Origin of the sequence: Winogradskya consettensis, assembly GCF_018332715.1 — a bacterium.
Lineage (GTDB): Bacteria > Actinomycetota > Actinomycetes > Mycobacteriales > Micromonosporaceae > Actinoplanes > Actinoplanes consettensis.
Window position 1 is genome coordinate 132,357 of the sequence record NZ_BOQP01000052.1, and the last position, 22,116, is coordinate 154,472.

Here is a 22,116-nt window from a genome sequence, read left to right on the forward strand (position 1 = left end):
AAGGCTGGGCGGGAACCTGCCAGGCCGATCAGTGGTCCCACTCCCCATGACCTCTATGGGTACGCGCACAGCGGCCGCACTGACAGCGATAACCCTTTCGGGCTGCGCCGCAGCCACTCCTCCTTCGGCAGCGCTTCCCTCGACGACCCCCGCGCGTCCCTCGACCACTCCCGCGCTCCCCTCGACGACCCCCGCGCTTCCTTTCAACTCGGTCCCCACCGGTCCTCCCCCCGGCCTCACCAAGCCCGTCAAGCCCCCGAAAACTCCCACGGACGTCATCCAGAGCCCCGGCTGGACCGAGGGCTACGTCCTGCGCGGCGGGAGCGGTCCGTGCTACGGCCTGCTCGACATGGACGGTTTTCCCTATGCGATGTACTCCGACACGGGCACGGCGCTGAAGAAGGGCGATCACGTACGGGTCCGGGTCGTTCCCGCCACGCTGCGTATCTATTGCGGCGAAGGCACACCGGTACGCATGGAGGCCGTCGAACACGTCTCGTAACCGCAACGTCCGAACCCTGTGTGTTGCCCGTACGCTGGACTTCATGAGTTCGCAGGTGGACGAGGCAGCCGTGCTGACCGAGGGACCCTGGACCCACCGTTTCGTCGGGGCCAACGGCAGCCGGTTCCACGTCGTCGAGGCGGGCACCGGGCCGCTCGTGTTGCTGCTGCACGGTTTCCCCGAGTTCTGGTGGGCCTGGCACGAAATGCTGCCCCGGATCGCCGACGCGGGATTCCGGGCCGTCGCAATCGACCTGCGCGGCTACGGCGCCAGCGACAAGCCCCCGCGCGGCTACGACGGCTACACCATGGCCGCCGACGTCACCGGTCTGATCCGCGCGCTCGGCGAGCGCTCCGCGATGATCGTGGGCGCCGGCGCGGGCGGCATGATCGGCTGGGCCGCCGCCGCGTTCCATCCCAAGATGGTCAGCCGGCTGGTGGTGCTCGGCGCCGCCCACCCGCTGCGCTTGCGTGCGGCTCTGTTCGCCGACCCCCGCGGCCAGCTCGCCGCGACGTCCTCGATCCTCAAGTTCCAGGTCCCCCGCTACGAGCATGTCCTGACCAAGGGCGACGCCGCGATGGTCGGCGAGCTGATCGAGCACTGGAGCGGTCCGGAGTGGACCCGGACCCCCGAGTTCGCCGCGTACGCCGCCCGGTGCCGGGAAGCCATCCAGATCCCGCAGGCGGCGTTCTGCGCGCTCGAGGCGTACCGATGGGTGTTCCGTTCGGCACTGCGGCTGCAGGGCTACCGCTTCGTCAAACTGATGCAGGCGCCCCTGGTCACCCCGACCCTGCAGATGCACGGCGCCCTGGACACCGCGGTCCTGCCCCGCACCGCCCAGGGCTCAGGCCGCTACGTCATCGCGCCCTACGAGTGGCGACTGATCGAAAACGCGGGCCATTTCCTGCACCAGGAAGCCCCCGACCTCGTCACCGGCGAGATCCTGCGCTGGATCAAGAGTTAGATGCGGTGCTCGTAGAGCTCGGTGACCTCGCCGGCCGGCGCCCAGCCCTGGTAGACACCGAAGTCGAATTCCTCGAGCCCCAGCGCCTGCGCGACCGGTGAGCGACCACCGGTGTATTCCACCCGCAGCCACGCGTCAGCCTCAGCCAGCACGATGAACGGCTGCCCACGCCACGTGCAGGTGGTCCGCACGTAGGTGAGGTCGGAGAATTCCCCCTGTCGCAGCACGCGCACGAAACGCCCCGGACGGGACTCCTCGAAACCGGCGCCGGGCTCGGGCGCGTAGATACGCACGTTCTCACCGTCGGGCGAGGCGTCGTATTCCCGCCCCTGCCACGTCACGACGTATCCGTCACGCATCCTGCTCACCAACCCTGCGCCACGCCGGTGCGTCACTGTCGAACATCGCGATGATCCGCTCGTTGCCGTCCGCGTCGATGCGCCAGAGCTGCGCCCCGTGCGGCAGCCGGACGCTGTCCACCTTGAACTCGGCGATCACCGCGCTGCCCTCACCCGGAGCGAACCCGTTGCCCCGGAACGGCGGGCGTTCGATGACCCAGCCGTCCATGGCTCGCAGCGCCTGCTCGTTCTGCCCGCCGTACGGAATCCGGTAGAGACTCGGGCGGTGTGCCGGCCACCGGAGCAGGAAGGCTTCCTTGGCGTCCGCCTGGAACGGCGAACCCTCGTAGGCCAGCCCCAGCGCGGCGAAGAGCTCGACCGGGTTGTTCAGGTGCTCCACCTCGGCCACCCGATGCACGAACCCGGCGATCCGGTCGTAGCCCCGGTCCAGGTAGAAGTCCACCTGATCCTGCGGCACGGCCTTCTGCATCATCGTCGGCTGCGCGTCGGCCTCGGCGTCCTGCTGCTGTTCGCTGTCATCGACCGGGGTCTCGTCGTAGTCCCCGCCCAGCCCGGCCTCCGCAGCCCAGCTCGCGAGCGCGATGACCTGCGGACCCGGATACTTCGCACCGATCACGGAACCGGGGTTGACCGCGAACGCCCAGGCCGGGTCGGGCCAGTTGTGGATCAGCTCGACGAACCGCACACCGGCCGTACGGATCGGCTCGTCGAAGTGGTCACCCAGCCGGTCCTCGCTGCTGAAGACGACCAGGAACCGCTCGCCCTCGACATCCTCGGTCCGGTAGGCGAACCCGGCCTCACCCGGTGCGCTGCCGGGGCGGGAGTCGTCCGCGACCGGCACCAGAACGGTGGCGAGCAGCAGTGTCGAGAGGAAGGAATCCGTGCTGTGCTCGAGCGAGGCCTGGTAGAGGTCGCGCTCGACCTCGTTGGCCGGCACGAACTCGGTCGCGTAAGGATGCGGGGCCATGGCAGCACTGCTGAGCGCGGCCGCACCCATGCCACCCTGGTCCATCTGGCTGCTCGCGGGCGGAATGCCCGGCCGGGACGCCGGCGCGGGAACGCCCGCCCCGGGGATCACCGGCGGCGCGACGCTGCCGGCGAGCCCGGCCTGCGCTCCGAAACCCGATTGGGCTCCTTGACCGGGCTGAGTTCCGAAACCCGGCTGGGCTCCGAAACCCGGCTGGGCTCCGAAACCCGGCTGGGCTCCGAGACCGGGCTGGGCTCCGAGACCGGGCTGGCCGCTGAACGCGGTCGGCTGTGCGGGGCGCGGAGCGGATGTCTGCATGGTCGGGCCCGGCAGGATGAGCTTGGACGTGACCGCGGGGTCGGCGGAGGTCGGCGGCACCTCGGTGGCGTTGCCCGGGGTGGCACCTGCCGCGCCCATGGCGGTGAGCGCCTGCGCGGCGGCCGCCATGGTGGAAGGCTGGTCCGCGGAGGCCGGAGCCTGCCTGCGGGGCAGCCCGTTCGCGGTCGTCTGCGGTGCCTCGGCACCCGCCTCACCCGGGACCGGCGTGGGGAGGTGGCCGGGAACCGGCGGCGTCTGCGCCATGGGCGTACGCGTCGGAAGTGGTCCGTCCAGAGGCTGGAGCGGCGGCAGATCGCGTGATCCACTGGCCGGGACCACAGGGGTCTCCGCCGGCCGGTTGCCGCGGCTACCGAGAGCGTCGAGCGCGCTCGGGCCGCTCGCCGGGGCTGTGGTGCCGGACCTGCTGGCCAGCGCGTCCAGGGCACTGCCGCTGGGCAACGCGGAACTGGTGAAACCACTGGGACTCGTCGGGATCGCGCTCACGCTGCTCGCGGCGGGCTGCGCGAAGCTCGGCGGCATCGGCGGTGCCACGGGAGCCGGCTCGGGCGGGCTCACCGGGGCGCTCTGGCCGCCGCCACCCGTCTTGAACCCGCTGAACGACGTGGTCGGGCCGCCCCCACCCATGCCGGGCGGGGTTGACGGGACGCGCGAGGGCAGACCGCTGGGGAGGACAGCTCCGGGCGTACGTAAGGGGAGTCCGCCTGGACCCATCGAGGAGCCGGAACCGGCGCCCGAAGCCTCTGTCGCGGTCTTTTCCGCAGTTCCGAAGCTGGCCGGTGGGCTGAATCGGTCTGCTGCCGAGCCGCTGGTAGCCGGAGCAACCGTGGACGGGGCGCGGAGCGTGGAGAGGCTGGTGGTCGGGGCATTCGTTGCCGAGGCGCCGTAGCCACCCTCCGGCGCTGTGCCCGCGCCGAAGCTCGTAGGCGCGGCTGTGTCGGGGCCGTAGCCGGAGGGGCCCGCGTAGTTGGCCGGTGCGGCGCTCGTGGGCGCGTAGTCGTACCCGGCGGCCTGCGCTGCCTGCGCCCCCGCCTGTGCCGCACGATAACCGGAACCCAGGTCCTGGTGCGGCGTGCTCGCAGCCGTCGCACCCGCGCCCAGGTCAGCAGGCATGCCGCCGACGCTCGCGCCCGAAACGGGACCACCGGATGCCGGGTTTGCGTAGCCCTGCGCCGCGGCAGCACTGGCCGCCATGGCCGCTGCCTGCAGATCCGGGATGCGGCTGGGCGCGTTACTGCCGTCGCGGCCGGGGCCACGGGTCGGCATGCGCAGATCGCCGCGGCTCAGCTGGGCGACGAACCACGCGGGGAGGTAACCCTCGATCGGCAGACCGGGGTTGACCGCCATCCACCACTCGTAGTTCGGCCAGGTCTCGGCGAGCTCCTGATACGCGACCCGTCGCGCCGAGCCGGTGTAATCGGCTAGGCAGGACTGGAGCGCGGACGGAGATGTGAATGCCAGCACGTGCGTACGCCCGCCGGTGCTCCATGTTCCCCAGCCCAGCGGCTCGAGGCCGGCCAGGGCATCCGCGGAAACAGGCAGCAGCAGGTCGACGCCGGCGAGAATGCGGAAGTACGACTCCTGGTCGTCGGCGCGCAGAGCATTGCGCATGGCGACTTCGGCATCAGTACCCGGTTCCCACTCGGTCACGTCCACCTCTCCCTTCGCGGCGAACGGGCCACCTCAACGCGTACAACCTACAAGGTCAGGCCCCGATCACAATGGGCGGCAGCACGCCTACACCAAACCGAACCCGTATCGGTCCGAATAGTTGCTCAGTGACACTAAGCAATAACTTTTAGTAGCCACATTTCGGATCAGCGCTGTCAAAGCCGACGGCGGGCTCGGAAACCGCACTGCGGGTGGTGGTCGACCATCGCGGGTCTCCCGAGCGCGACAATGCCTCAAATGCCACATTTCGGATATCACCCGCTCTCACCTCAGCCGCCACCTGCGAATTCAGACGCTCGTCGCGCGCCACACCAACAGACTGCCCGCTTTACCCACGCCGGCTGCCCTGTTACCCCCCGACTCACTCCTTCGGCTCCCTGAAAAACAGTTCGGCCGGGACACCCTCAGGGGTGACCCGGCCGCACCGTGCTGGTCCCGACAGGTCAGGAGAAGCGCTTCGTCGCGTTGTTCTCAGTCGTGGTGTAGTCCTGTGCGGACTGGTCCACCGCGACCTTGATGTTGTGCAGGATGTTCTTCAGGTCGGTGGACGCGGACGACCACTTCTTCTGACGCTCGGAATACGCCTGCTGGGCGGCGCCGTCCCAGGTCGCCACGAGCGGGCGGGCAGAGGCCTCGAGGTCAGCGAGCTTCTGCTCCATCTCGCTGACGGCCTTCTGGATGTCGGCGCCGGCCTGGGCCAGCGTGCCGAAATTAACCTTGAGCAGACCATCGGTCATCGCGTGATCCCCCGCCTTCAGTTCTCGAGCGGCAGGTAACCGCCGCCGCCGGCCTTGGTCATCGAGTCAGCGGCCGACTCGTCCGTGGTGTCGTAGTTGACACCCGACTCCTTGATGGCCACCGCGGTCTCGGCCAGAGCCTTGTTGAGCTGGCTCAGGTCCTGCTGGTACTGAGCCCGGACGTTCTCGAACGCCCTGGCACCCCGGCCCGCCCATGCCGTCTGGAGCACCGAGAGCTCCGACATGAGCCGGTTGAGCATGCTCGTCAGATCCTGGTTGACCTGGTCGAACTTCGCGGCGGTCTGCGCCATCACCGCGGATTCAGCCTGCGTTGACGCCACCCGGACGTCACCCCGCTTTCTCTTCTAGTCTGTCGCCCCGTGTCCTGAATGGACGAGCCGTGCTGCGTTTTTCCGGCTATCGGTGCATTGACGTTCCATCAGGTTAACCCGAGTCACGCAACCGTGGGGGGCGCCCCTGACCTGGCCTTTGTCCGGCAACATCGCCGACAGTAGCGCCCTACACACGTACGCGGTAACTCAGCGGTTCAACCTGTGGATATCTATGTCCGGTCCGGGCGGTTATCCACAGGCCCGCCCCCCGCTGGACGCCGCGACCTCCTACGATGAGCGTCGCAGGAAAAAATCCCGGACATTTGAAGGGCGGCGCAGGGTGACGGCTCAGATGGCGAGTGGCCGCAGCTTCCCGGAGCTCAGCGGCGCCGGCCGGCAACTGCCGAAACTACGCACCAAGCGCGTCCGACATGGACGAATTTTCGGCATTCGCATCGGTCAGCTCGTCAGCACCCAGGTGGCCGCAGCGGTCCTGCTCATCGGCGCGATCAACGGGCCTATCGCCCTGGCAGCCGCGTCATTTGTGGCAATCATCATGCTTTCTGTCACCTGGCTACGTCTGCGTCGCCGGTGGGCATTCGAGTGGATCGGCACGGCCATGCGCTTCTCGGGCCGCCGTCACGCCGCGGCGGTCAACACCTCGCCCACCGCGCTGCTCGAGTTCGTGTCACCCGGATCACGGATCGAGCAGACCGAGCTGGCCGGTGACCCCGCCGCCATCATCGTCGACGCGCTCGGTCTCACCGCGGTCCTGGAGCTGGGCGACCCGACCGGCATGCTCGCCGAGGAAGTCAGCGCGGTCCCGTCCCCGGTGAGCCTGCTCCCGCCGGCCGGCACCGAGCACCCGCCGTGCCGCATCCAGCTACTCCTGACCGGCGCGCCGGCGCCATCACTGCGCGCCGGCGGCGGCACCCCCGCAAACTCCTACCGCCAACTCACCGAGGGACGGCTGCTGGGTTACAGCCGGGCCTTCCTCGCGGTCCGGGTGTTGCAGGCCGAGGGCTGGTCCGAGGAAGACCTGCGCCGCGCCCTGTCCGGCCTGGTCCGCAAACTGCTGCGCCGCCTCTCACCGACACCGGCCCGCCCGCTCGGCGAGACGGCCGCGCTCAGGGTCATCGCCGAGCTCGCCCACGACGACGGTGTCGGCCAGGCCCAGGAGACCTGGCCGGGTCTGCGGGTCGGCACCATGACCCAGGCGACGTTCCGGTTGTCACGCTGGCCCGACATGCGCATCGAGACCTCCCGCCGGCTCGTGGCCCGGATGCTCGGCCTACCCGCCGCGGCGACCACGGTCTCGCTGGGCGCCGGCCCCCGCTCCTTCAACGGCGCCGACACCGCGATCGACCTGACGATCCGTCTGGCAGCCCCCGACTCGGCCAGCCTCTCGGTGGCGTCCCAGGCGCTTCGCAAGCTCCTCGCCAACGAGCGGGCCACCGCCCGCCGCCTCGACGGTGAACACCTCGACGGCCTGACGACGACACTCCCCCTGGGCATGCCCACCACAGCGGCCATGCCCGGTCGCGCCGCCTCGGTGACCATCGAGGAAAGCCAGCTCGAAGGCCTGGACCTCCCCGTCGGCAACGCCGGCCTGATGCTCGGCCAGAACAGGCACAAGGACCCGGTCATCGCCCGCCTGTTCCGCCCGGAGCAGACCCGCGCCCTGCTGGTCGGCGGCGTCCGCTGCGCCCAGCTCATGGCCCTGCGAGCCATGGCCGTCGGCGCCCGCGTGGTGGTCCAGACCGCCCGCCCCCAAGCCTGGGAGCCCTTCGTCCGAGGCGCCGCGGTCCCCGGCGAGGCCATCGCCGTGATCCCCCCGGGCCGAGCCCTCGACATCCCACCCGGCTCCGCCCTGAACCCCCTCCTCGTCCTGGTCGACATCGGCCCCGTCGGCGCCGACAACCGCCCCGGCGCAGGCTGGCAGGCAACAATGGTCATCCGCGACGACTTCAGCCCCGCCGACGCCGACGTCGCCTCCCGAGCCGACCTCCTCCTGGTCCAACCCCTGCGCCCCCAAGAAGCCCAACTGGTCGGCGCCGCCCTCGGCCTCGGCGAAACCGCAGACTGGCTAACCAAAATCCGCCCCGACATGCTCGGCGTCATCAACCGCCGCGCCGTCCGCTGGGCCGTCCTCTCCCAAACCCCCATCGAATCCCAGCTAATCGGCCCCCCAGTCCGAGGCTGACCCCAGCCGTCGCAGGTGGGAACCCTCCGGGGCCGCAGCCTCCTCCCGCAGCTGGCCGCTGTGCTTGCGACCACGGGCTGAGACTGCGGTTGCCGGCTGCTGCTGGGGCTGGCTGCCGCGGTTGCAGGCGGCGGCTTCGGCTGCGGGCTGCGGCTTCGGCTGCGGGCTGCGGCTTCGGGCTGCGGGCTGCGGCTTCGGGCTGCGGGCTGCGGCTACCTGTCGCTGCAGCATGCGGCTGTGCGCTGCGGCAGGTGTCGGGCCGTGGGCCCCCAAACACTGCCGATGCCGTTGCGGGCTCTAGCAGCTGCTCTGGGCTGCAGAACGGCTGGCGAGCCGTCCGCCACATGCTCCCTACAGACTGCAAGTCGCGGCCGCGGTTGCGCCTGCCGCTAGTGGCCCTGGCAGCTGCGACTGGCGACTGCGGCTGGAGCTGGCGACTACAGGCTGCGGACGCCCCCTGCGGGCCGCGTTGATCGCGGGTCGCGTTGATCGCGGGCCGCGTTGATCGCGGGTCGCGTCGATCGCGGGTCGCGTCGATCGCGGGTCGCGTCGATCGCGGGTCGCGTTGATCGCGGGTCGGCCTCATCCCTGCCGAAGTTCTCGTAGTTCAACCACAGACCGGCCGAGGCCGCGCCGTTCGATGACAGCCAGGCCAGGGCCCGCACCGTTCAAACGCAGCGCCACGGGGGCATCGTCGCTCAGCGACAGCCCTACCGAGACCTTCAACGTTCAGCGCCAGCGTTCGCCTCCGCTGCGCCCTTTTCCCTGCTCTGGATGCGCGCTGAGGTGAGCAGCGCTGCAGGCTGGAGTTGTGACAGTGGGTGGGATGGGCGTTCGATTTCTGTTACACGGGGGCGCCGGGAAGGGGCTGGAAGTGCGGGGATGTCGATTCGTGTGGGGGTGATCGTGGAGTGTCGCCGTGTGTGGTGGCTTGGGCGTGGCACCATCGCGTGGCATGGGCATCATCATTCGGCTGGTTGTCACTGCTGTTTCGTTGTGGATAGCTACCCTGGTCGTTGACGGGATCCGGCTTGATACCGACTCAGTGTCCGGGAAGGCTGGGACGCTGCTGGCCGTTGCGGTGATCTTCGGGATCATCAATGCGGTGCTGCGACCGATCATCAAGACGGTGGGATGCGGGCTCTACGTTCTGACCCTTGGTCTGATCTCGCTGGTGGTGAACGGGCTGCTGTTCATGCTCACCAGCTGGATCGCGGGTCAGCTCGATCTGCCGTTCCACGTCGACGACTTCTGGCCCAGCGCCGTACTGGGTGCGCTCATTGTCGGCATTGTCAGCTGGGTGCTCAACATGCTCGTCCCCGACGGCGGCGACGACTGAGCGGTCGGCATGCTGTCCGACTGCCCAACCGGAGGGTCGGTTCGGGAAAGGGCCGCGGTTGGTCCCGGGGGCAGGCTTTACCGTCGGCCAGAGACAGACTCGACGACGCCCCGTGGGAGCACGACGGCGAGGTGAGCCACAAGGCTGGGTGAGACACCGGACTGGGTGAGCCGCAGGGCTCGGTGAGACACCGGGCTGGGTGAGCCGCAGGGCTCGGTGAGACACCGGGCCGGCGCCCGTCGAGCTCCGTGACTGCGCTCAGGGACGCTTGGGCTTCGGGCCGGTCAAGATACTGAGCTCGAGGTCAAGTGCAGTCGGGATCGAGGCCGCGTGCGGGACCGGATCCAGGCACGTTCGGGATGCAGACCTGGCTCAGCGGCAACCCGGACGAACTCAGGGCCGCTCAGACAGGCAGGCGCAGGCCAGGCAGACGGGCCCGGGGCCAAGCTGACGGGCTCGGGCTCGGGGTAAGACTCAAAGGCTTGGGCTTGGGCCCCGTGTAAGGCTGAGAGGCTCGGGGTCGGGCGTCGGGGGTCGGGCTGACAGGGTCGGAGGTCGGGGTCGCCGACAGGCTCGGGTCGGGGATCGGGCTGACAGGCTCGGGGTCGGGTGCCGTCGGGCTCAGGGTGGCCGGAGCTATAGCGCGCCGACGGATTTCGGGCATGATTGTCTTGGAACTGTGATCGGCGGGCGGGTATGCGGCGCCCCAGGACGGGCTTGCCGGCAGCGGGCGAATGAGGGACGCGCACGGCGGAAGCGGGTTGGCCCGGTCTGCAGCGGACCGCGCAAACACAGAATTCTCGCCGGCGGCGAGTGCATGCGCGCCGAACAGCCAGCTGACGCAGGCCGCAGCAGACGCAGGCCGCAGCAGACGCAGGCCGCAGCAGACGCAAGCGCCACCGACGCAGGCCGCAGCAGACAGCCTCGGTGTGTGCTGCGCGGGGGCCGGATGCTGGCTGCGTGAGGTTTGACATAGGCAAGGACCGGTGGGGGTTTCGGCCCTTACGGTGTGGGCTATGGGTGAAGAGCGGCGTGGATATCTTTACGGGCTCACGGCGTATGTGCTCTGGGGATTTTTCCCGATTTATTTCAAGTTGCTGCAGCCTTCGCCGCCGCTGGAGATCCTGGCGCACCGGATCGTGTGGTCGGTGGTGTTCATCAGCCTGATTCTGGCGGCCCTGCGGAACTGGCGTTTCCTACCGAAGCTGGTGCGGGACAGGAAGCTTCTGGGTGGGGTGAGCCTGGCGGCGCTGCTGATCGCGATCAACTGGGCGACCTACATTTACGGCGTCAATTCTGATCGGGTCGTGGAGACCGCGCTGGGCTACTTCATTACGCCGTTGCTGCTTGTTGTGCTCGGGGTGACGGTGCAGCGGGAACGGTTGACGATGTGGCAGTGGACGGCTGTGGGGATCGGGGTCGTGGCGGTCGGGGTGCTGACCGTCGACTACGGGCACCTGCCCTATATCGCGCTGACTCTGGCGGTTAGCTTCGGGTCGTACAGTTTGGTGAAGAAGCGGTTGAAGTTGCCTCCGGCGGAGGGGTTGTTCGTCGAGTCGGCGGTGCTTGCGGTGCCCGCGCTGGGTTATCTCGTGTGGTTGAACGTTGCCGGCAAGGCGGAGTTCGGGCATGTGAGCGCCGGGCACACCGTGTTGATGGTGCTTTCCGGGATCGCGACCGCCGTGCCGCTGCTGTTGTTCGCCGCGGCGGCCAATCGGGTGCCGTTGGTCGGGATCGGGATTCTGCAGTACGTTGCGCCGATTCTGCAGTTGGCGTGTGGCGTGCTGCTCTTCCATGAACCGTTGCCGGGTCCGCGGCTGGCCGGGTTCGCGCTGGTGTGGGTCGCCTTGATCATCTTTACGGTCGACGGGTTGAACAGTGCCCGGAGAAGAAGGACAGTGGCCGGCCCCGCGGCCGCCACCGCAGAGCCGGCCACCACCCTTCCGCCGCGCTGACCCGCCTCACTGAGAAGCAGGTCAGGGGACGTCGTACGCCAGCAGTTCCCGTCCGTCGTTACGCACCAGCGCCAAGCGGGAGAGAACCCCGTCGGTGAAGTGCGTGAAGCCGGACATGCTGACTTCTTTACCGGGCGCTGCGGTCCACGAGCCGAGCTGTTCGCTCTCCTCGTCCGGGCCGTAGGCCATCAGGCGAATTGTGTACGGCTCGGAGTCCGCGTCACCCCGGTTGTACGCGCAGATGAGGTTGACCCGCGTCCCGCCTTGCGCCCCGGCGAGGTTGAGCTGGGCGGAAACCTGCACCCGCTCGTTGTCGGGGGTCATGGCGATGGTCGGCCCCGCCGTGTCGCCGTCCGGTGTGCTGCTGCGACCCATGACGAACACCGCGCCGATGCCGACGACCAGGGCGAGACAGGCAGCGGCGAGTGCGGTGCCCATGACCCGCCAGCGGATTCGTTTGCGTTCCTGGCGGCGGGTGGTCTGCACGGCGGAGACCAGGTCCGGCGAGGTCGTGCGGCGCCGGGGGATCGGCGGCGGCGCGGTCAGCCGTTCGAAGTCGGCCGGGTCGAGACGGCCGAGCAGGCCGGGCAGGACCGCGATCTCGGCGACCGCCTCGCGGCAGAAGGAGCAGGTCGCGAGGTGCCGCTCGTATGCCATGCGCTCGGCCGGGGCGAGGGCGCCCAGGACGTACGCTCCGTCGTCATGTTCGTGGTCGCATCTCATCCCGTCACCCCCATCTCGTCCAGAACCATGCGCAGCGAGCGCAGGGCATAGTGCGTGCGTGATTTGACCGTGCCCGCCGGCACGCCCAGCAGCGCGGCTGTCTCAGCGACCGAGCGCCCCTGGTAGAAGCACTCGACGAGGACCTCGCGATGGGTTTCCGAGAGCCGTCCCAGCGCTTCGGCGACCGTCCAGGCCTCCACCGCCCGGTCCGCCTCGTCCGCACTGGGCGGAGGCTCGGGAATCATGTCCGTGACCACCTCGCCGACCCGTACCGACCGGCGTCGCCAGGCGTCGATAGCCAGGTTCCGCGCGGTGGTGAACAGCCATGACCGCACCGTGCCCCGCTCGAGGTCCAGCGATTCCGGATTTCGCCAGGCTCTCAGCAGGGTTTCCTGGACGAGGTCCTCGGCGCGTTGCCGGTCGCCGCCGGAAAGGCGTACGGCATGGGCGTAGAGGGCATCCCCGTGCTCGTCCTGAAGCGCGCGCAGCAGCTCGGCGTCCTGATCTTCCAAGCCTGCCGACCTCCCTCGCGTCTCCCATCCAGTCTTACGGCCGGGGGACGCGGGTGGTTCAACGCTCAGGCTGTCGCAGCGTCACCAGTTGACAACGCCTCAGCCACATTCCGGGCAGCGGCCGTCAGTTTGGCACGTACCACTCGCGCGGAAGTGAGCATTTCCGCTGCTGGGAGCGAGCAGGAGAGCACGAGCCTGCGTTCCATGTCACGGTCGGAGATGACGTTCACGGCGGCGCCGGCGAGGCCTTGGCGCCACTGGCCCATCTCGAGCTGCATGCCGCGCCGCTCACCGGCGGCCAGGTCGGCCTCAAGCGCTTCGGGCGTGATCAGCGTTGCCGGGGTGAAGGCCCGCATGCCCCAGTCGCGCAGGTATCGGGCGCGCTGGTCGGCGGTGAGGGTGGCGAGCAGTGCCTTGCCCAGCGCGGTGGCGTGGCCGCCCTCGTCGAAGCCGGGAACCATGTCGTCCATGAACGGCGAGCGCGGGCCCTCGGCGGAGGCGGTCACGGCGATGCGCCCGCCGACGAACCGGCCGAGGAAGTGGCTGTAGCCGGTGTCGACCGCCGCGCGGCGCAGCGCTTCGCCGACGGTGGGCGGGCCGCGGAACGCGGAGACCAGCTCGCGATAACGGTCTGCGATCTCCAGGCCGACTATGTACGTGCCGTCCTCACGGCGGATCACGTAGCCCTCATAGGCGAGAGTGCGGACAAGGTGATACGTCGTCGCCACGGTCAATTCGCACCGTCGAGCGATCTGTTTCACAGTTAGTCCGCGCGGAGCCCGCCCCACCGATTCGAGTACGCGCAAAGCGCGTGACACGCTCCGGATGAGATCTGACGGCTCCGCCAGGGGGTCGCGCACAGCTACCTCCGACGCCGGGGACTTACACCATATGAATAATCTTCCCCGGAAGGAATGCCTGACGCCTGTCGATCATGCTCGATCTCTACGGCACGTGTGGTTGTTAGCACTCACCGTCCAGGAAGACCGGGCGCGGGCCTGCCCTCGCCAGTGCTGATCGACTCTGCCATCTCGCCCTCTGACAAGGCCGCGACCAGCAGTAACAGGATCCGGCCCAGGCGGGCTGCCGACAGCGCCCTTACCACGACCATCGCCTGCTCCGTCCCGGTGTTTCTCATCGGGGGACTCGCAGTACAGACCGACGACGAATTGAAATTCTCGCCGGCGGGGCTCGGACTCGCCGTTCCCGCGTACTTCGGAGCCGGCGCGCTCGCCTCCGTACCTATCACGATCGCGGCCGCGACCCGGTCACTGTGGACACTCATCGCAATCCTGGCCCGTCATGGCATTGACCGTCGGATGGCGGTGGGCTTTCGTGGCGGCTGCAGCGGCCCGCTGAGCCTCGGAGCGGTCGCATCCGGCGCGGGCCACCCCACTATGTGGACGGTTGCGGCAGAGGCGATGCTAGGGGCCGCAGCGCTGATGGTGGTCGGCAGCCGGATGCTGCGAAACCGCAGGGGCTAGCTCGTGCGGTCGGCGATGAAGTTGCAGAGGGCTTCCATCGCGCGGCGGGGCGGGCTGTCCGGCAGCGGCGCGAGGCAGGCGCGGGCCTCTTCGGCGTAACTGCGGACCGTCTCGCGGGCCCGCTTCATCGCCGCGGACTCCCGCAGCAGGGCGAGGGCCTCGGCGTGCAGCGCGTCGTCGACCAGCGGCCCGGAGCCGAGGAGCTCGCGCAGGCGCACCGCGGAGGCGTCGGCGTCCTCGTCGGCCAGGGCGTAGAGCACCGGCAGGGTCGGCACGCCCTCGCGCAGGTCGGTGCCGGGGGTCTTGCCCGACTGCACCGATTCCGACGCGATGTCGAGCAGGTCGTCGGAGAGCTGGAACGCGACGCCGATCGTCTCGCCGTAACCCGCGAGGGCCTCGACGTGCTCGGTGGACGCCCCGGAGAACATGCCGCCGTAGCGCGCGGACGTCGACATCAGCGAGGCGGTCTTCTCCGCGATGACGAACAGGTAGTGCTCGATGGGGTCGGTGCCCCGCGGCCCCACCGTCTCGGCGATCTGACCGTGCACGAGCCGCGAGAACGTCTGTGCCTGCAGCCGGACCGCTTCCAGACCCAGCGTGGCGGCGATGTCCGCGGCGCGGGCGAACAGGAAGTCGCCGACCAGGATCGCCACGGAATTGTCCCAGCGGGCGTTCGCGCTGGGCGCCCCGCGCCGCACGTCGGCCTCGTCCATGACGTCGTCGTGGTAGAGCGTGGCGAGATGGGTGAGCTCCACGACGAGCGCGGCCGGCACGATCTCGGCCCGCTGCGGGTCACCGAACTGCGCCGACAGCGCCAGGATCAGCGGCCGGAACCGCTTCCCGCCGGCGTCCATCAGGTGCCGCGACGCCTCGGCGATCAGCGGATCGGCGGAGGTCACGTTCTTACGCAGCGCTTCCTCCACCACGGCCAGCGTCGCGGTGACCGACGCGTCGACCTGCGGGTCGATGTCGATGCCGAACGACGTCAGCGCTGTGTCAGGGGTGCTCACCACAGTTTCACGATGCCATACCGGTCCGGCATCAGCAGGGCCAGGGGGGTGAAGATCAAAATCAGTCTTGAAGTACGCCCGACCCCAAGCTGGCCGCCCTCCCCCGCGAGGTCCTGCCGGGTTGCGCCTTTGCCGCGTCCGCCGGGCTCAGCTGCCGTCCCGGCTGCCCGTGATGGAAAACGGACAGGCCCCGGCACGATGCCGAGGCCTGTCCAAACAAAGCGCTATATGACAGTTATCTGACGAACTGGGCCGGCGCACCGCACGAACGCGGCCTGCCCAACTTGACGCCGGGCCTGCCCTACCGCACGCCGACCTGCCCTACCTGACGCCGACCTGCCCTACCGCACGAACTGCGCGGCGTCGTTGGTGAGATCCAGCAGCGGCGCCGGCACCACACCCAGGGCGAAGGTCGCGATCACGCCGATGGCCAGGGCCGCCGCCGTGAGGAAGCCCGGGATCGACACCGCCGGAGTGGTCTCGCTCGGCTCGGAGAGCCACATCAGCACGACCACCCGCAGGTACGGGAAGGCCAGCAGCATGCTGGTGATCACACCGAAGATGACCAGCCACGTCTGCCCGCCCTCGACAGCCGCGCCGAAGACCGCGAACTTGCTGGTGAAGCCGCTCGTCAACGGGATGCCGGCAAACGCCAGCAGGATGAACGAGAAGACCGCGGCGAAGACCGGGCTCTTGCGGCCCAGCCCCGCCCAGCGCGACAGGTGGGTGGCCTCGCCGTCCGCGTCCCGGACCAGCGAGACGATGCCGAACGCGGCCAGCACCGAGAAGCCATACGCCACCAGGTAGAACATCGTGCTGGACAGCCCGCTCTTGTTGAGCGCGAGCACGCCCACCAGCAGGTAACCCGCGTTCGCGATGGACGAGTACGCCAGCAGCCGCTTCATGTCGGTCTGGGTGACCGCCAGCACCGCGCCGGTGAGCATCGTCAGCACCGCGATGACGCCCAGCACCGGCTGGAAGTCCCACTGAACCCCGTCGAACGCCACGTAGAGCACGCGCAGCAGCCCACCGAACGCCGCGACCTTCGTGCAGGCCGCCATCAGCGCCGTGATCGGCGTCGGGGCACCCTGGTAGACGTCCGGCGTCCACACGTGGAACGGGACCGCCGCGCTCTTGAAGAGCAGGCCGATCGAGACCAGCGCCAGGCCGCCGAAGAGCAGCACCTCGCTGCGCGCCGGGTCGGCGACCGCGGCGTGGATCGAGGCGAAGTCGACGGCGCCGCTGAAGCCGTAGATCAGCGCGACCCCGAAGAGGAAGAACGCGGAGGCGTACGAGCCCAGCAGGAAGTACTTCATCGCGGCCTCCTGGCTCAGCAGACGCCGGCGGCGGGCCAGCGCGCAGAGCAGGTAGAGCGGCAGCGAGAAGACCTCGAGCGCGACGAACATGGTCAGCAGGTCGTTCGCGGCGACGAAGAGCAACATGCCCCCGAGCGCGAACAGCGTCAGCGGGTAGACCTCGGTCGCGCCGGGCTGACCGCCGGCCTGCTTGATGTCCTTCTGCGAGCCGACGGTGATCGCCGCCTGGGAGACGAACGCGCCGCCCGGCTCGAGCGTGCGCTCGCCGATGAGCAGCAGCGACACGACGCCCAGCAGCAGGATCGAGCCCCACAGGAACACCGCCGGGCCGTCGACGGCGACCGCGCCGCCGATGGTGACGACCCGGGTGTTGCGCTCCACGATCACCGTGACCAGCGCGGCGACCAGGGCGAGCAGCCCGAGGCCGAGCTGGATGCCGTGGCGCCGGTTACGGGGCAGCAGTGCCTCGAACAGGACGCCGATGCAGGCCGCCCCGAACAGGATCAACATCGGCGCGAGCGCGCCGTAGTCGATGTCGGGCAGTTTGAGGTCGTCCATGGCTACCGCGCCACCCTTCCATTCGCGACCGCCGTGGGACCGGGATCGGTGGTACCGACGTCCTGCATGGTCTGCTCGACCGCCGGGTTGATCACATCGGTGACCGGCTTCGGGTAGAAGCCGAGGAGCAGCAGCAGGAGCACCAGCGGCGCGACGACGATCTTCTCGCGCAGGGTGATGTCCTTCCGCATCGCCGGGACCTCGGTCAGCACCGGGTTGAGCGTGCCCTGCGTGGTGCGCTGCACCATCCAGAGCACGTACGCCGCCGCGAGGATGATGCCGAACGTGGCGATGACCGCGTAGACCTTGTGCGTGGTGAACGTGCCGATCAGCACCAGGAACTCGCTGATGAACGGCGCGGTGCCGGGCAGCGCCAGGGAGGCGAGACCGGCGAAGAAGAGCACCCCGGCGAGGACCGGGATCAGCTTGCCCGCGCCACCGAAGTCACTGACCAGCGACGACCCGCGACGGGACACGAACATGCCGACGACCAGGAAGAGCAGGCCGGTGGCGAGGCCGTGGTTGACCATGTAGAGCACCGAGCCGGTGCCCGCCTGGGTGGTGAAGGCGAAGATGCCGATGCCGATGAAACCGAAGTGCGCGATCGACGTGTACGACACCAGCCGCTTGAGATCGTTCTGCCCCACCGCCAGCAGCGCGGCGTAGAGGATCCCGATGACGCCGAGGACCAGCGCCGCGGGGGCGAACCATCGCGACGCCTCAGGGAACAGCGGCAGGCAGTAACGCAGGATGCCGAACGTGCCCACCTTGTCGAGCACGCCGACGAGCAGCGCGGCAGCGGGTGCCGGAGCCGCGACACCTGCGTCGGGCAGCCACGTGTGGAACGGGAAGAACGGCGCCTTGACCGCGAACGCGATGAAGAAGCCGAGGAACAGCCAGCGCGCGGTGTTCGTGTCGAACGCCGCCGAGGCGCCCTTGAGCGTCTCCCAGTCGAACGTGTGGTGCCCGCCGACCACCCAGAGCCCGATCACGGCGGCCAGCATGAACAGACCGCCGACCAGCGAGTACAGGAAGAACTTCACCGCGGCGTACTGACGGCGCTGGCCGCCGTACGAGCCGATGATGAAGTACATCGGCACGAGCATGACCTCGAACAGCACGTAGAACAGGAAGACGTCGGCGGCCGCGAAGACGCCGATCATCGTGCATTCCAGCGTCAGCAGCAGTGCGAAGTACGTCGGCACCGACCGCTGGGTCTCGTCGACGTCGTTCCACGAGGCCAGGATCACCAGCGGCACGAGCAGCGCGATCAGCACCAGCATGACCAGCGCGATGCCGTCCGTGGCGAAGGTGAACCGGGCGCCCCAGGTGGGGATCCACTGGTAGGACTCGCGGAACTGGAAGCGCTCGCCGCCGGCCTGGAACGCGATCCACATGACCACGCTCAGCGCGAGCACCACGAGCGACCAGGCCAGCGCGATCGTTTTGGCCAGGTTGCCCCGGGCCCGCGGGATGAAGGCCACCACTGCCGCGCCCACCAGGGGGAGCAACGTCAGGATGGACAGGAACGGGAAGTCCTTCATTACGCCAACCACCCCAGCTGGATCGCGAGGAACGCGCCGACGACCAGCACGGCGCCGGTGAGCATGGACAACGCGTACGAGCGGACGAAGCCGGTCTGGAGCCGGCGCAGGCGACCGGAGCCGCCCCCGACCGCGGCGGCGAGGCCGTTGACCGCGCCGTCGATGCCCCGGTTGTCGAGGTAGACGAGCGCGCGGGTCAGGTAGATGCCGGGCCGCTCGAACACCGCCTCGTTGAACGCGTCGGTGTAGAGGTTGCGGCGGGCCGCGGTGACGACCACACCGGCGGGTTCGGGCGCGAGCGCCGTGCCCCTGCGGAACATCGCCCAGGCCAGACCCGCGCCGAGCACCGTGACGACCAGCGACAGAACCGTGATCAGCCAGTGCGCCAGGACCGGTTCGTGCTCGACACCCTCGGCGCCGAGGACCGGCTCGAGCCAGTGCGCCAGGTCGCCCCAGACGAGCAGGCCACCCGCGACGATCGAGCCGAGGGCCAGCAGCATCAGCGGCACCGTCATGATCAGCGGCGACTCGTGCGGATGCTTGTTCTCCTCGGTGTAGCGCTCCGGGCCGTGGAACGTCAGCACGAAGAGCCGGGTCATGTAGAAGGCCGTGAGGCCCGCGCCCAGCAGCGCCGCCATGCCGTAGAGCCAGGACGTCCAGTCACCGCGCTCGAAGGCCGCCGCGATGATCGGCTCCTTGGAGAAGTAACCGGACAGCGGCGGGATGCCGATGATCGCGAGCCAGCCCATCATGAACGTGAGCCAGGTCCAGGTCATGTATTTGCGCAGCCCACCGAAGCGGCGGATGTCGACCTGGTCGTGCATGCCGTGCATGACCGAGCCGGCGCCGAGGAACATGTTGGCCTTGAAGAAGCCGTGCGCGAGCAGATGGATGATCGCCAGCGCGTACGCCCCGCCGCCGAGCCCGACGCCGAGGAACATGTAGCCGATCTGGCTCACCGTCGACCAGGCCAGGACGCGCTTGATGTCGTCCTTGGCCGCGCCGATGATGCAGCCGATGAGCAGCGTGAGCGCGCCGACGCTGACCACGATGGTCTGCAGCGTGTGGTTCGCCGAGAAGATCGGGTTGGAGCGGGCGATCAGGTAGACGCCGGCGGTGACCATCGTCGCCGCGTGGATCAGGGCCGAGACCGGGGTCGGGCCCTCCATCGCGTCCGGGAGCCAGGCCTGCAGCGGGAACTGGCCGGACTTACCGGCCGCACCGAGCAGCAGCAGGATGCCCAGGATCAGCACTGTGCCGCCGGACAGCGCGGAGACCTGGCTGAACACCTCGTCGTACTGGGTGGTGCCCAGCTGAGCGAACAGCAGGAAGATCCCGATGGCCAGGCCGGTGTCGCCGACCCGGTTCATCAGGAACGCCTTCTTGCCGGCCGTGGCCGCCGAGGGACGCGTGTACCAGAAGGAGATCAGCAGGTACGACGCCAGACCGACGCCCTCCCAGCCGAAGTAGAGCATCACGTAGTTGTTGCCGAGAACCAGCAGCAGCATCGCCGCGACGAAGAGGTTGAAGTAGGCGAAGAACCTGCGGCGCCCCGGGTCGTGCTCCATGTAGCCCACGGCGTACAGGTGGATCAGCGAACCGACACCCGTGATCAGCAGGACGAAGACGCCGGAGAGCGGGTCGAACAGCAGCCCGAAGTCGACGTGCAGGTTGCCGACGACGATGAAGTCCCACAGGCTCTGCTGGGCCGACCGGGCGTCGTCGTCCAGCCCGCGGAGGCTGAGGAACATCGACAGGCCGAGCACGAAGGTCGCCGCTACCGAGAGGACGCCGAGCCAGTGTCCCCACTTGTCGGCCCGCTTGCCGAGCAGCAGCAGGACCGCCGCACTGGCCAGCGGAATGGCGACAAGTAACCAGATACCACTCAAAAGGCCCGTGGCGTGGGCATACGTCTGTTCCACGTGACGGCCCCTTTAGTACTTGAGGAGGTTGGCGTCGTCGACACTCGCGGACCGCCGGGTCCGGAAGATCGACATGATGATCGCCAGCCCGACCACAACCTCGGCAGCCGCGACGACCATCACGAAGAACGAGATGATCTGGCCGTCGAGGGTGCCGTTGATCCGGCTGAAGGTGACCAGCGCGAGGTTCGCCGCGTTCAGCATCAGCTCGATGCACATGAACAGGACGATCGCGTTGCGGCGCACGAGCACACCGGCAGCGCCGATGGTGAAAAGTATCGCCGCCAGTACGAGGTAGTAGTCAGGAGTCACTTCTCTGTCCTCTTCGGTGCAGCCTCGTCAGCGGTCAGCTCACGGACCGGAAGGATCGGCGAGAGGGTGCGCTCGGAGCCGTTGCCGTCCGGCAGGCGACCCGGCGCGGCGACCGACATGGTGTTGGCGTAGACGCCCGGGCCCGCCTTGGGACCGGGGTAGTTACCGGGCCGGAAGCGCGCCTTCATGCGCGTGACCTGGTCCGCGACATCCGCCTTGGCCCGCTCCACGTGGGCGAGCACCATCGCGCCGACCGCCGCCGTGATGAGCAGCGCGGACGTGACCTCGAAGGCGAAGACGTACTTGGTGAACAGCAGCTTGGCGATGCCCTGCACGTTGCCGGCCGAGTTGGCGTCGGCGAGCCCGGCCACGGCGGTGTCGCCCAGCGAGCGGGCGAGGCCGGTCGCGATCAGGATGCCGAAACCGGCGCCGAGCAGGACCGCCGCGACCCGCTGGCCCCGAAGGGTCTCGATCAGGGAGTCGGAGGCGTCCCGGCCGACGAGCATGAGCACGAAGAGGAACAGCATCATGATCGCGCCGGTGTAGACGATGATCTGCACCGCGCCGAGGAACGGCGCGCCGTTGATCACGTAGATGAAGCCCAGGTTGAGCATCGTCACGACGAGCCAGAGCGCCGAGTGCACCGCGTTGCGCGACAGCACCGTGCCGAGGCCGCCGATGACCGCGAGCGTGCCGAGGATCCAGAACGCCCAGGCCTCACCCGTGGAGACCTGCGCGCCTGCCGCGGCGGCGACGACCTCGTTCATCGGGCCGTCTCCTTCGCGACCTCACCCGCGGAGTCGGCGGCGTCGTGCGTACCCGTGTCGGACCAGGGGGCCCGCTCGGCGCCGGCCGAAGTGCCGGGGTTGGTCAGCGCACCGAGGTAGTAGTCCTTGTCGGTGTCACCGAGGCGCATCGGGTGCGGCGGCTGCTCCATGCCCTCGAGCAGCGGCGCCAGCAGCTCCTTCTTGGTGAAGATGAGGTCCTGGCGGTTGTCGCGGGCCAGCTCGTACTCGTTGCTCATGGTCAGCGAACGGGTCGGGCAGGCCTCGATGCAGAGCCCGCAGAAGATGCAGCGGGCGTAGTTGATCTGGTAGATGCTCGCGTAGCGCTCACCGGGCGAGAAGCGCTCCTCGTCGGTGTTGTTGCCACCCTCGACGTAGATCGCGTCGGCCGGGCAGGCCCAGGCGCACAGCTCACAGCCGATGCACTTCTCCAGGCCGTCCGGGTGCCGGTTGAGGATGTGCCGGCCGTGGAAGCGCGGGGCCGGCGTCGGCGGTGTGAACGGGTAGTCGGTGGTGATGACCTTGCGGAACATGTGCGCGAAGGTCACCCCGAAGCCCTTGAACGAGCCGGTGAACGTACCCACG

At 68.9% G+C, this 22,116-nt stretch carries 19 protein-coding genes and 1 pseudogene; 6 read left to right on the top strand and 14 right to left on the bottom strand.

The window, feature by feature from the left end:
* The first annotated feature begins 55 nt into the window (after positions 1-55).
* Together Aco04nite_RS41705 and Aco04nite_RS41710 are read left to right on the top strand one after the other, a co-directional pair.
* Entirely contained in the window at positions 56-502 is a 447-nt protein-coding gene (locus Aco04nite_RS41705) for a hypothetical protein (RefSeq protein ID WP_244876681.1), read from the top strand.
* 43 nt (positions 503-545) lie between these two features.
* Entirely contained in the window at positions 546-1,466 is a 921-nt protein-coding gene (locus tag Aco04nite_RS41710) for an alpha/beta fold hydrolase (protein ID WP_213002702.1), read from the top strand.
* On the opposite strand, the gene Aco04nite_RS41715 is transcribed toward Aco04nite_RS41710, so the two are convergent.
* The 4 genes and pseudogenes from Aco04nite_RS41715 to Aco04nite_RS41735 all read right to left on the bottom strand — a co-directional run bounded on the left by Aco04nite_RS41715 (position 1,463) and on the right by Aco04nite_RS41735 (position 5,877).
* On the bottom strand, positions 1,463-1,825 hold the full coding sequence (locus Aco04nite_RS41715) for a UCP033725 family protein (RefSeq protein ID WP_203836856.1): 363 nt from the start codon (positions 1,823-1,825) through the stop codon (positions 1,463-1,465). The genes Aco04nite_RS41710 and Aco04nite_RS41715 overlap by 4 nt on opposite strands.
* A gap of 598 nt (positions 1,826-2,423) precedes the next feature.
* A pseudogene (locus Aco04nite_RS41720) lies at positions 2,424-4,778 on the bottom strand (SseB family protein); the annotation flags it as partial.
* A 464-nt stretch (positions 4,779-5,242) separates the two neighbouring features.
* Positions 5,243-5,536 carry a WXG100 family type VII secretion target gene (locus Aco04nite_RS41730; RefSeq protein WP_213002703.1) on the bottom strand — a complete coding sequence of 98 codons (294 nt, stop codon included), beginning with the start codon at positions 5,534-5,536 and terminating at the stop codon, positions 5,243-5,245.
* 17 nt (positions 5,537-5,553) lie between these two features.
* Entirely contained in the window at positions 5,554-5,877 is a 324-nt protein-coding gene (locus tag Aco04nite_RS41735; RefSeq protein ID WP_213002704.1) for a WXG100 family type VII secretion target, read from the bottom strand.
* Positions 5,878-6,220: 343 nt separating this feature from the next.
* On the opposite strand from Aco04nite_RS41735, the gene eccE reads away from it, so the two are divergent.
* The 3 genes from eccE (at position 6,221) to rarD (ending at position 11,365) form a co-directional block, all read left to right on the top strand.
* Positions 6,221-8,071, top strand: a complete 1,851-nt coding sequence (eccE, locus tag Aco04nite_RS41740; RefSeq protein WP_213002705.1) for a type VII secretion protein EccE — start codon at positions 6,221-6,223, stop codon at positions 8,069-8,071.
* 955 nt (positions 8,072-9,026) lie between these two features.
* A complete protein-coding gene (locus Aco04nite_RS41745; protein ID WP_213002706.1) occupies positions 9,027-9,410 on the top strand; it encodes a phage holin family protein in 384 nt (127 codons plus the stop codon).
* Between the two features lie 1,016 nt (positions 9,411-10,426).
* Positions 10,427-11,365, top strand: a complete 939-nt coding sequence (rarD, locus tag Aco04nite_RS41750) for an EamA family transporter RarD (protein WP_213002707.1) — start codon at positions 10,427-10,429, stop codon at positions 11,363-11,365.
* 21 nt (positions 11,366-11,386) lie between these two features.
* Here the strand turns inward: rarD and Aco04nite_RS41755 are convergent, their stop codons facing one another.
* The 3 genes from Aco04nite_RS41755 to Aco04nite_RS41765 form a co-directional block, all read right to left on the bottom strand.
* Positions 11,387-12,088, bottom strand: a complete 702-nt coding sequence (locus Aco04nite_RS41755) for an anti-sigma factor family protein (RefSeq protein ID WP_213002708.1) — start codon at positions 12,086-12,088, stop codon at positions 11,387-11,389.
* Positions 12,085-12,579, bottom strand: coding sequence for a sigma-70 family RNA polymerase sigma factor (locus tag Aco04nite_RS41760; protein WP_239158829.1), 495 nt, complete (start codon positions 12,577-12,579; stop codon positions 12,085-12,087). The genes Aco04nite_RS41755 and Aco04nite_RS41760 overlap by 4 nt, the downstream gene beginning before the upstream one ends.
* Positions 12,580-12,665: 86 nt before the next feature.
* Entirely contained in the window at positions 12,666-13,460 is a 795-nt protein-coding gene (locus Aco04nite_RS41765) for an IclR family transcriptional regulator (RefSeq protein ID WP_203836848.1), read from the bottom strand.
* A 150-nt stretch (positions 13,461-13,610) separates the two neighbouring features.
* Here Aco04nite_RS41765 and Aco04nite_RS41770 point away from each other — a divergent pair, with 150 nt between their 5' ends.
* Positions 13,611-14,084, top strand: coding sequence for a hypothetical protein (locus tag Aco04nite_RS41770; RefSeq protein WP_213002709.1), 474 nt, complete (start codon positions 13,611-13,613; stop codon positions 14,082-14,084).
* Here Aco04nite_RS41770 and Aco04nite_RS41775 read toward each other — a convergent pair.
* The 7 genes from Aco04nite_RS41775 to nuoI form a co-directional block, all read right to left on the bottom strand.
* Entirely contained in the window at positions 14,081-15,073 is a 993-nt protein-coding gene (locus tag Aco04nite_RS41775; RefSeq protein ID WP_438874993.1) for a polyprenyl synthetase family protein, read from the bottom strand. The two genes, Aco04nite_RS41770 and Aco04nite_RS41775, sit on opposite strands and share 4 nt — an antisense overlap.
* 362 nt (positions 15,074-15,435) lie before the next feature.
* Positions 15,436-16,968, bottom strand: coding sequence for an NADH-quinone oxidoreductase subunit NuoN (gene nuoN, locus Aco04nite_RS41780; protein ID WP_213002710.1), 1,533 nt, complete (start codon positions 16,966-16,968; stop codon positions 15,436-15,438).
* 2 nt (positions 16,969-16,970) lie between these two features.
* Entirely contained in the window at positions 16,971-18,512 is a 1,542-nt protein-coding gene (locus Aco04nite_RS41785; protein ID WP_203836846.1) for an NADH-quinone oxidoreductase subunit M, read from the bottom strand.
* On the bottom strand, positions 18,512-20,434 hold the full coding sequence (gene nuoL / locus Aco04nite_RS41790) for an NADH-quinone oxidoreductase subunit L (protein ID WP_213002711.1): 1,923 nt from the start codon (positions 20,432-20,434) through the stop codon (positions 18,512-18,514). The genes Aco04nite_RS41785 and nuoL overlap by 1 nt, the downstream gene beginning before the upstream one ends.
* Before the next feature lie 12 nt (positions 20,435-20,446).
* A complete protein-coding gene (nuoK, locus tag Aco04nite_RS41795) occupies positions 20,447-20,746 on the bottom strand; it encodes an NADH-quinone oxidoreductase subunit NuoK (protein WP_023357573.1) in 300 nt (99 codons plus the stop codon).
* Complete coding sequence (locus Aco04nite_RS41800) at positions 20,743-21,513, bottom strand: NADH-quinone oxidoreductase subunit J (RefSeq protein WP_203836844.1); 771 nt, start codon at positions 21,511-21,513, stop codon at positions 20,743-20,745. Before Aco04nite_RS41800 ends, nuoK begins: the two co-directional genes overlap by 4 nt.
* Positions 21,510-22,115 (bottom strand): NADH-quinone oxidoreductase subunit NuoI, encoded by a 606-nt coding sequence (nuoI, locus tag Aco04nite_RS41805; RefSeq protein WP_213002712.1) that lies wholly within the window; start codon positions 22,113-22,115, stop codon positions 21,510-21,512. The genes Aco04nite_RS41800 and nuoI overlap by 4 nt, the downstream gene beginning before the upstream one ends.
* Between the last annotated feature and the right edge of the window lies 1 nt (position 22,116).

Bases quoted from the DNA above. Each gene is read 5' to 3' on its own strand.
- Aco04nite_RS41705 (WP_244876681.1), top strand. From the start codon at position 56: ATGGGTACGCGCACAGCGGCCGCACTGACAGCGATAACCCTTTCGGGC.
- Aco04nite_RS41710 (WP_213002702.1), top strand. From the start codon at position 546: ATGAGTTCGCAGGTGGACGAGGCAGCCGTGCTGACCGAGGGACCCTGG.
- Aco04nite_RS41715 (WP_203836856.1), bottom strand. From the start codon at position 1,825: ATGCGTGACGGATACGTCGTGACGTGGCAGGGGCGGGAATACGACGCC.
- Aco04nite_RS41730 (WP_213002703.1), bottom strand. From the start codon at position 5,536: ATGACCGATGGTCTGCTCAAGGTTAATTTCGGCACGCTGGCCCAGGCC.
- eccE (WP_213002705.1), top strand. From the start codon at position 6,221: ATGGCGAGTGGCCGCAGCTTCCCGGAGCTCAGCGGCGCCGGCCGGCAA.
- Aco04nite_RS41745 (WP_213002706.1), top strand. From the start codon at position 9,027: ATGGGCATCATCATTCGGCTGGTTGTCACTGCTGTTTCGTTGTGGATA.
- rarD (WP_213002707.1), top strand. From the start codon at position 10,427: ATGGGTGAAGAGCGGCGTGGATATCTTTACGGGCTCACGGCGTATGTG.
- Aco04nite_RS41755 (WP_213002708.1), bottom strand. From the start codon at position 12,088: ATGAGATGCGACCACGAACATGACGACGGAGCGTACGTCCTGGGCGCC.
- nuoN (WP_213002710.1), bottom strand. From the start codon at position 16,968: ATGGACGACCTCAAACTGCCCGACATCGACTACGGCGCGCTCGCGCCG.
- Aco04nite_RS41785 (WP_203836846.1), bottom strand. From the start codon at position 18,512: ATGAAGGACTTCCCGTTCCTGTCCATCCTGACGTTGCTCCCCCTGGTG.
- Aco04nite_RS41800 (WP_203836844.1), bottom strand. From the start codon at position 21,513: ATGAACGAGGTCGTCGCCGCCGCGGCAGGCGCGCAGGTCTCCACGGGT.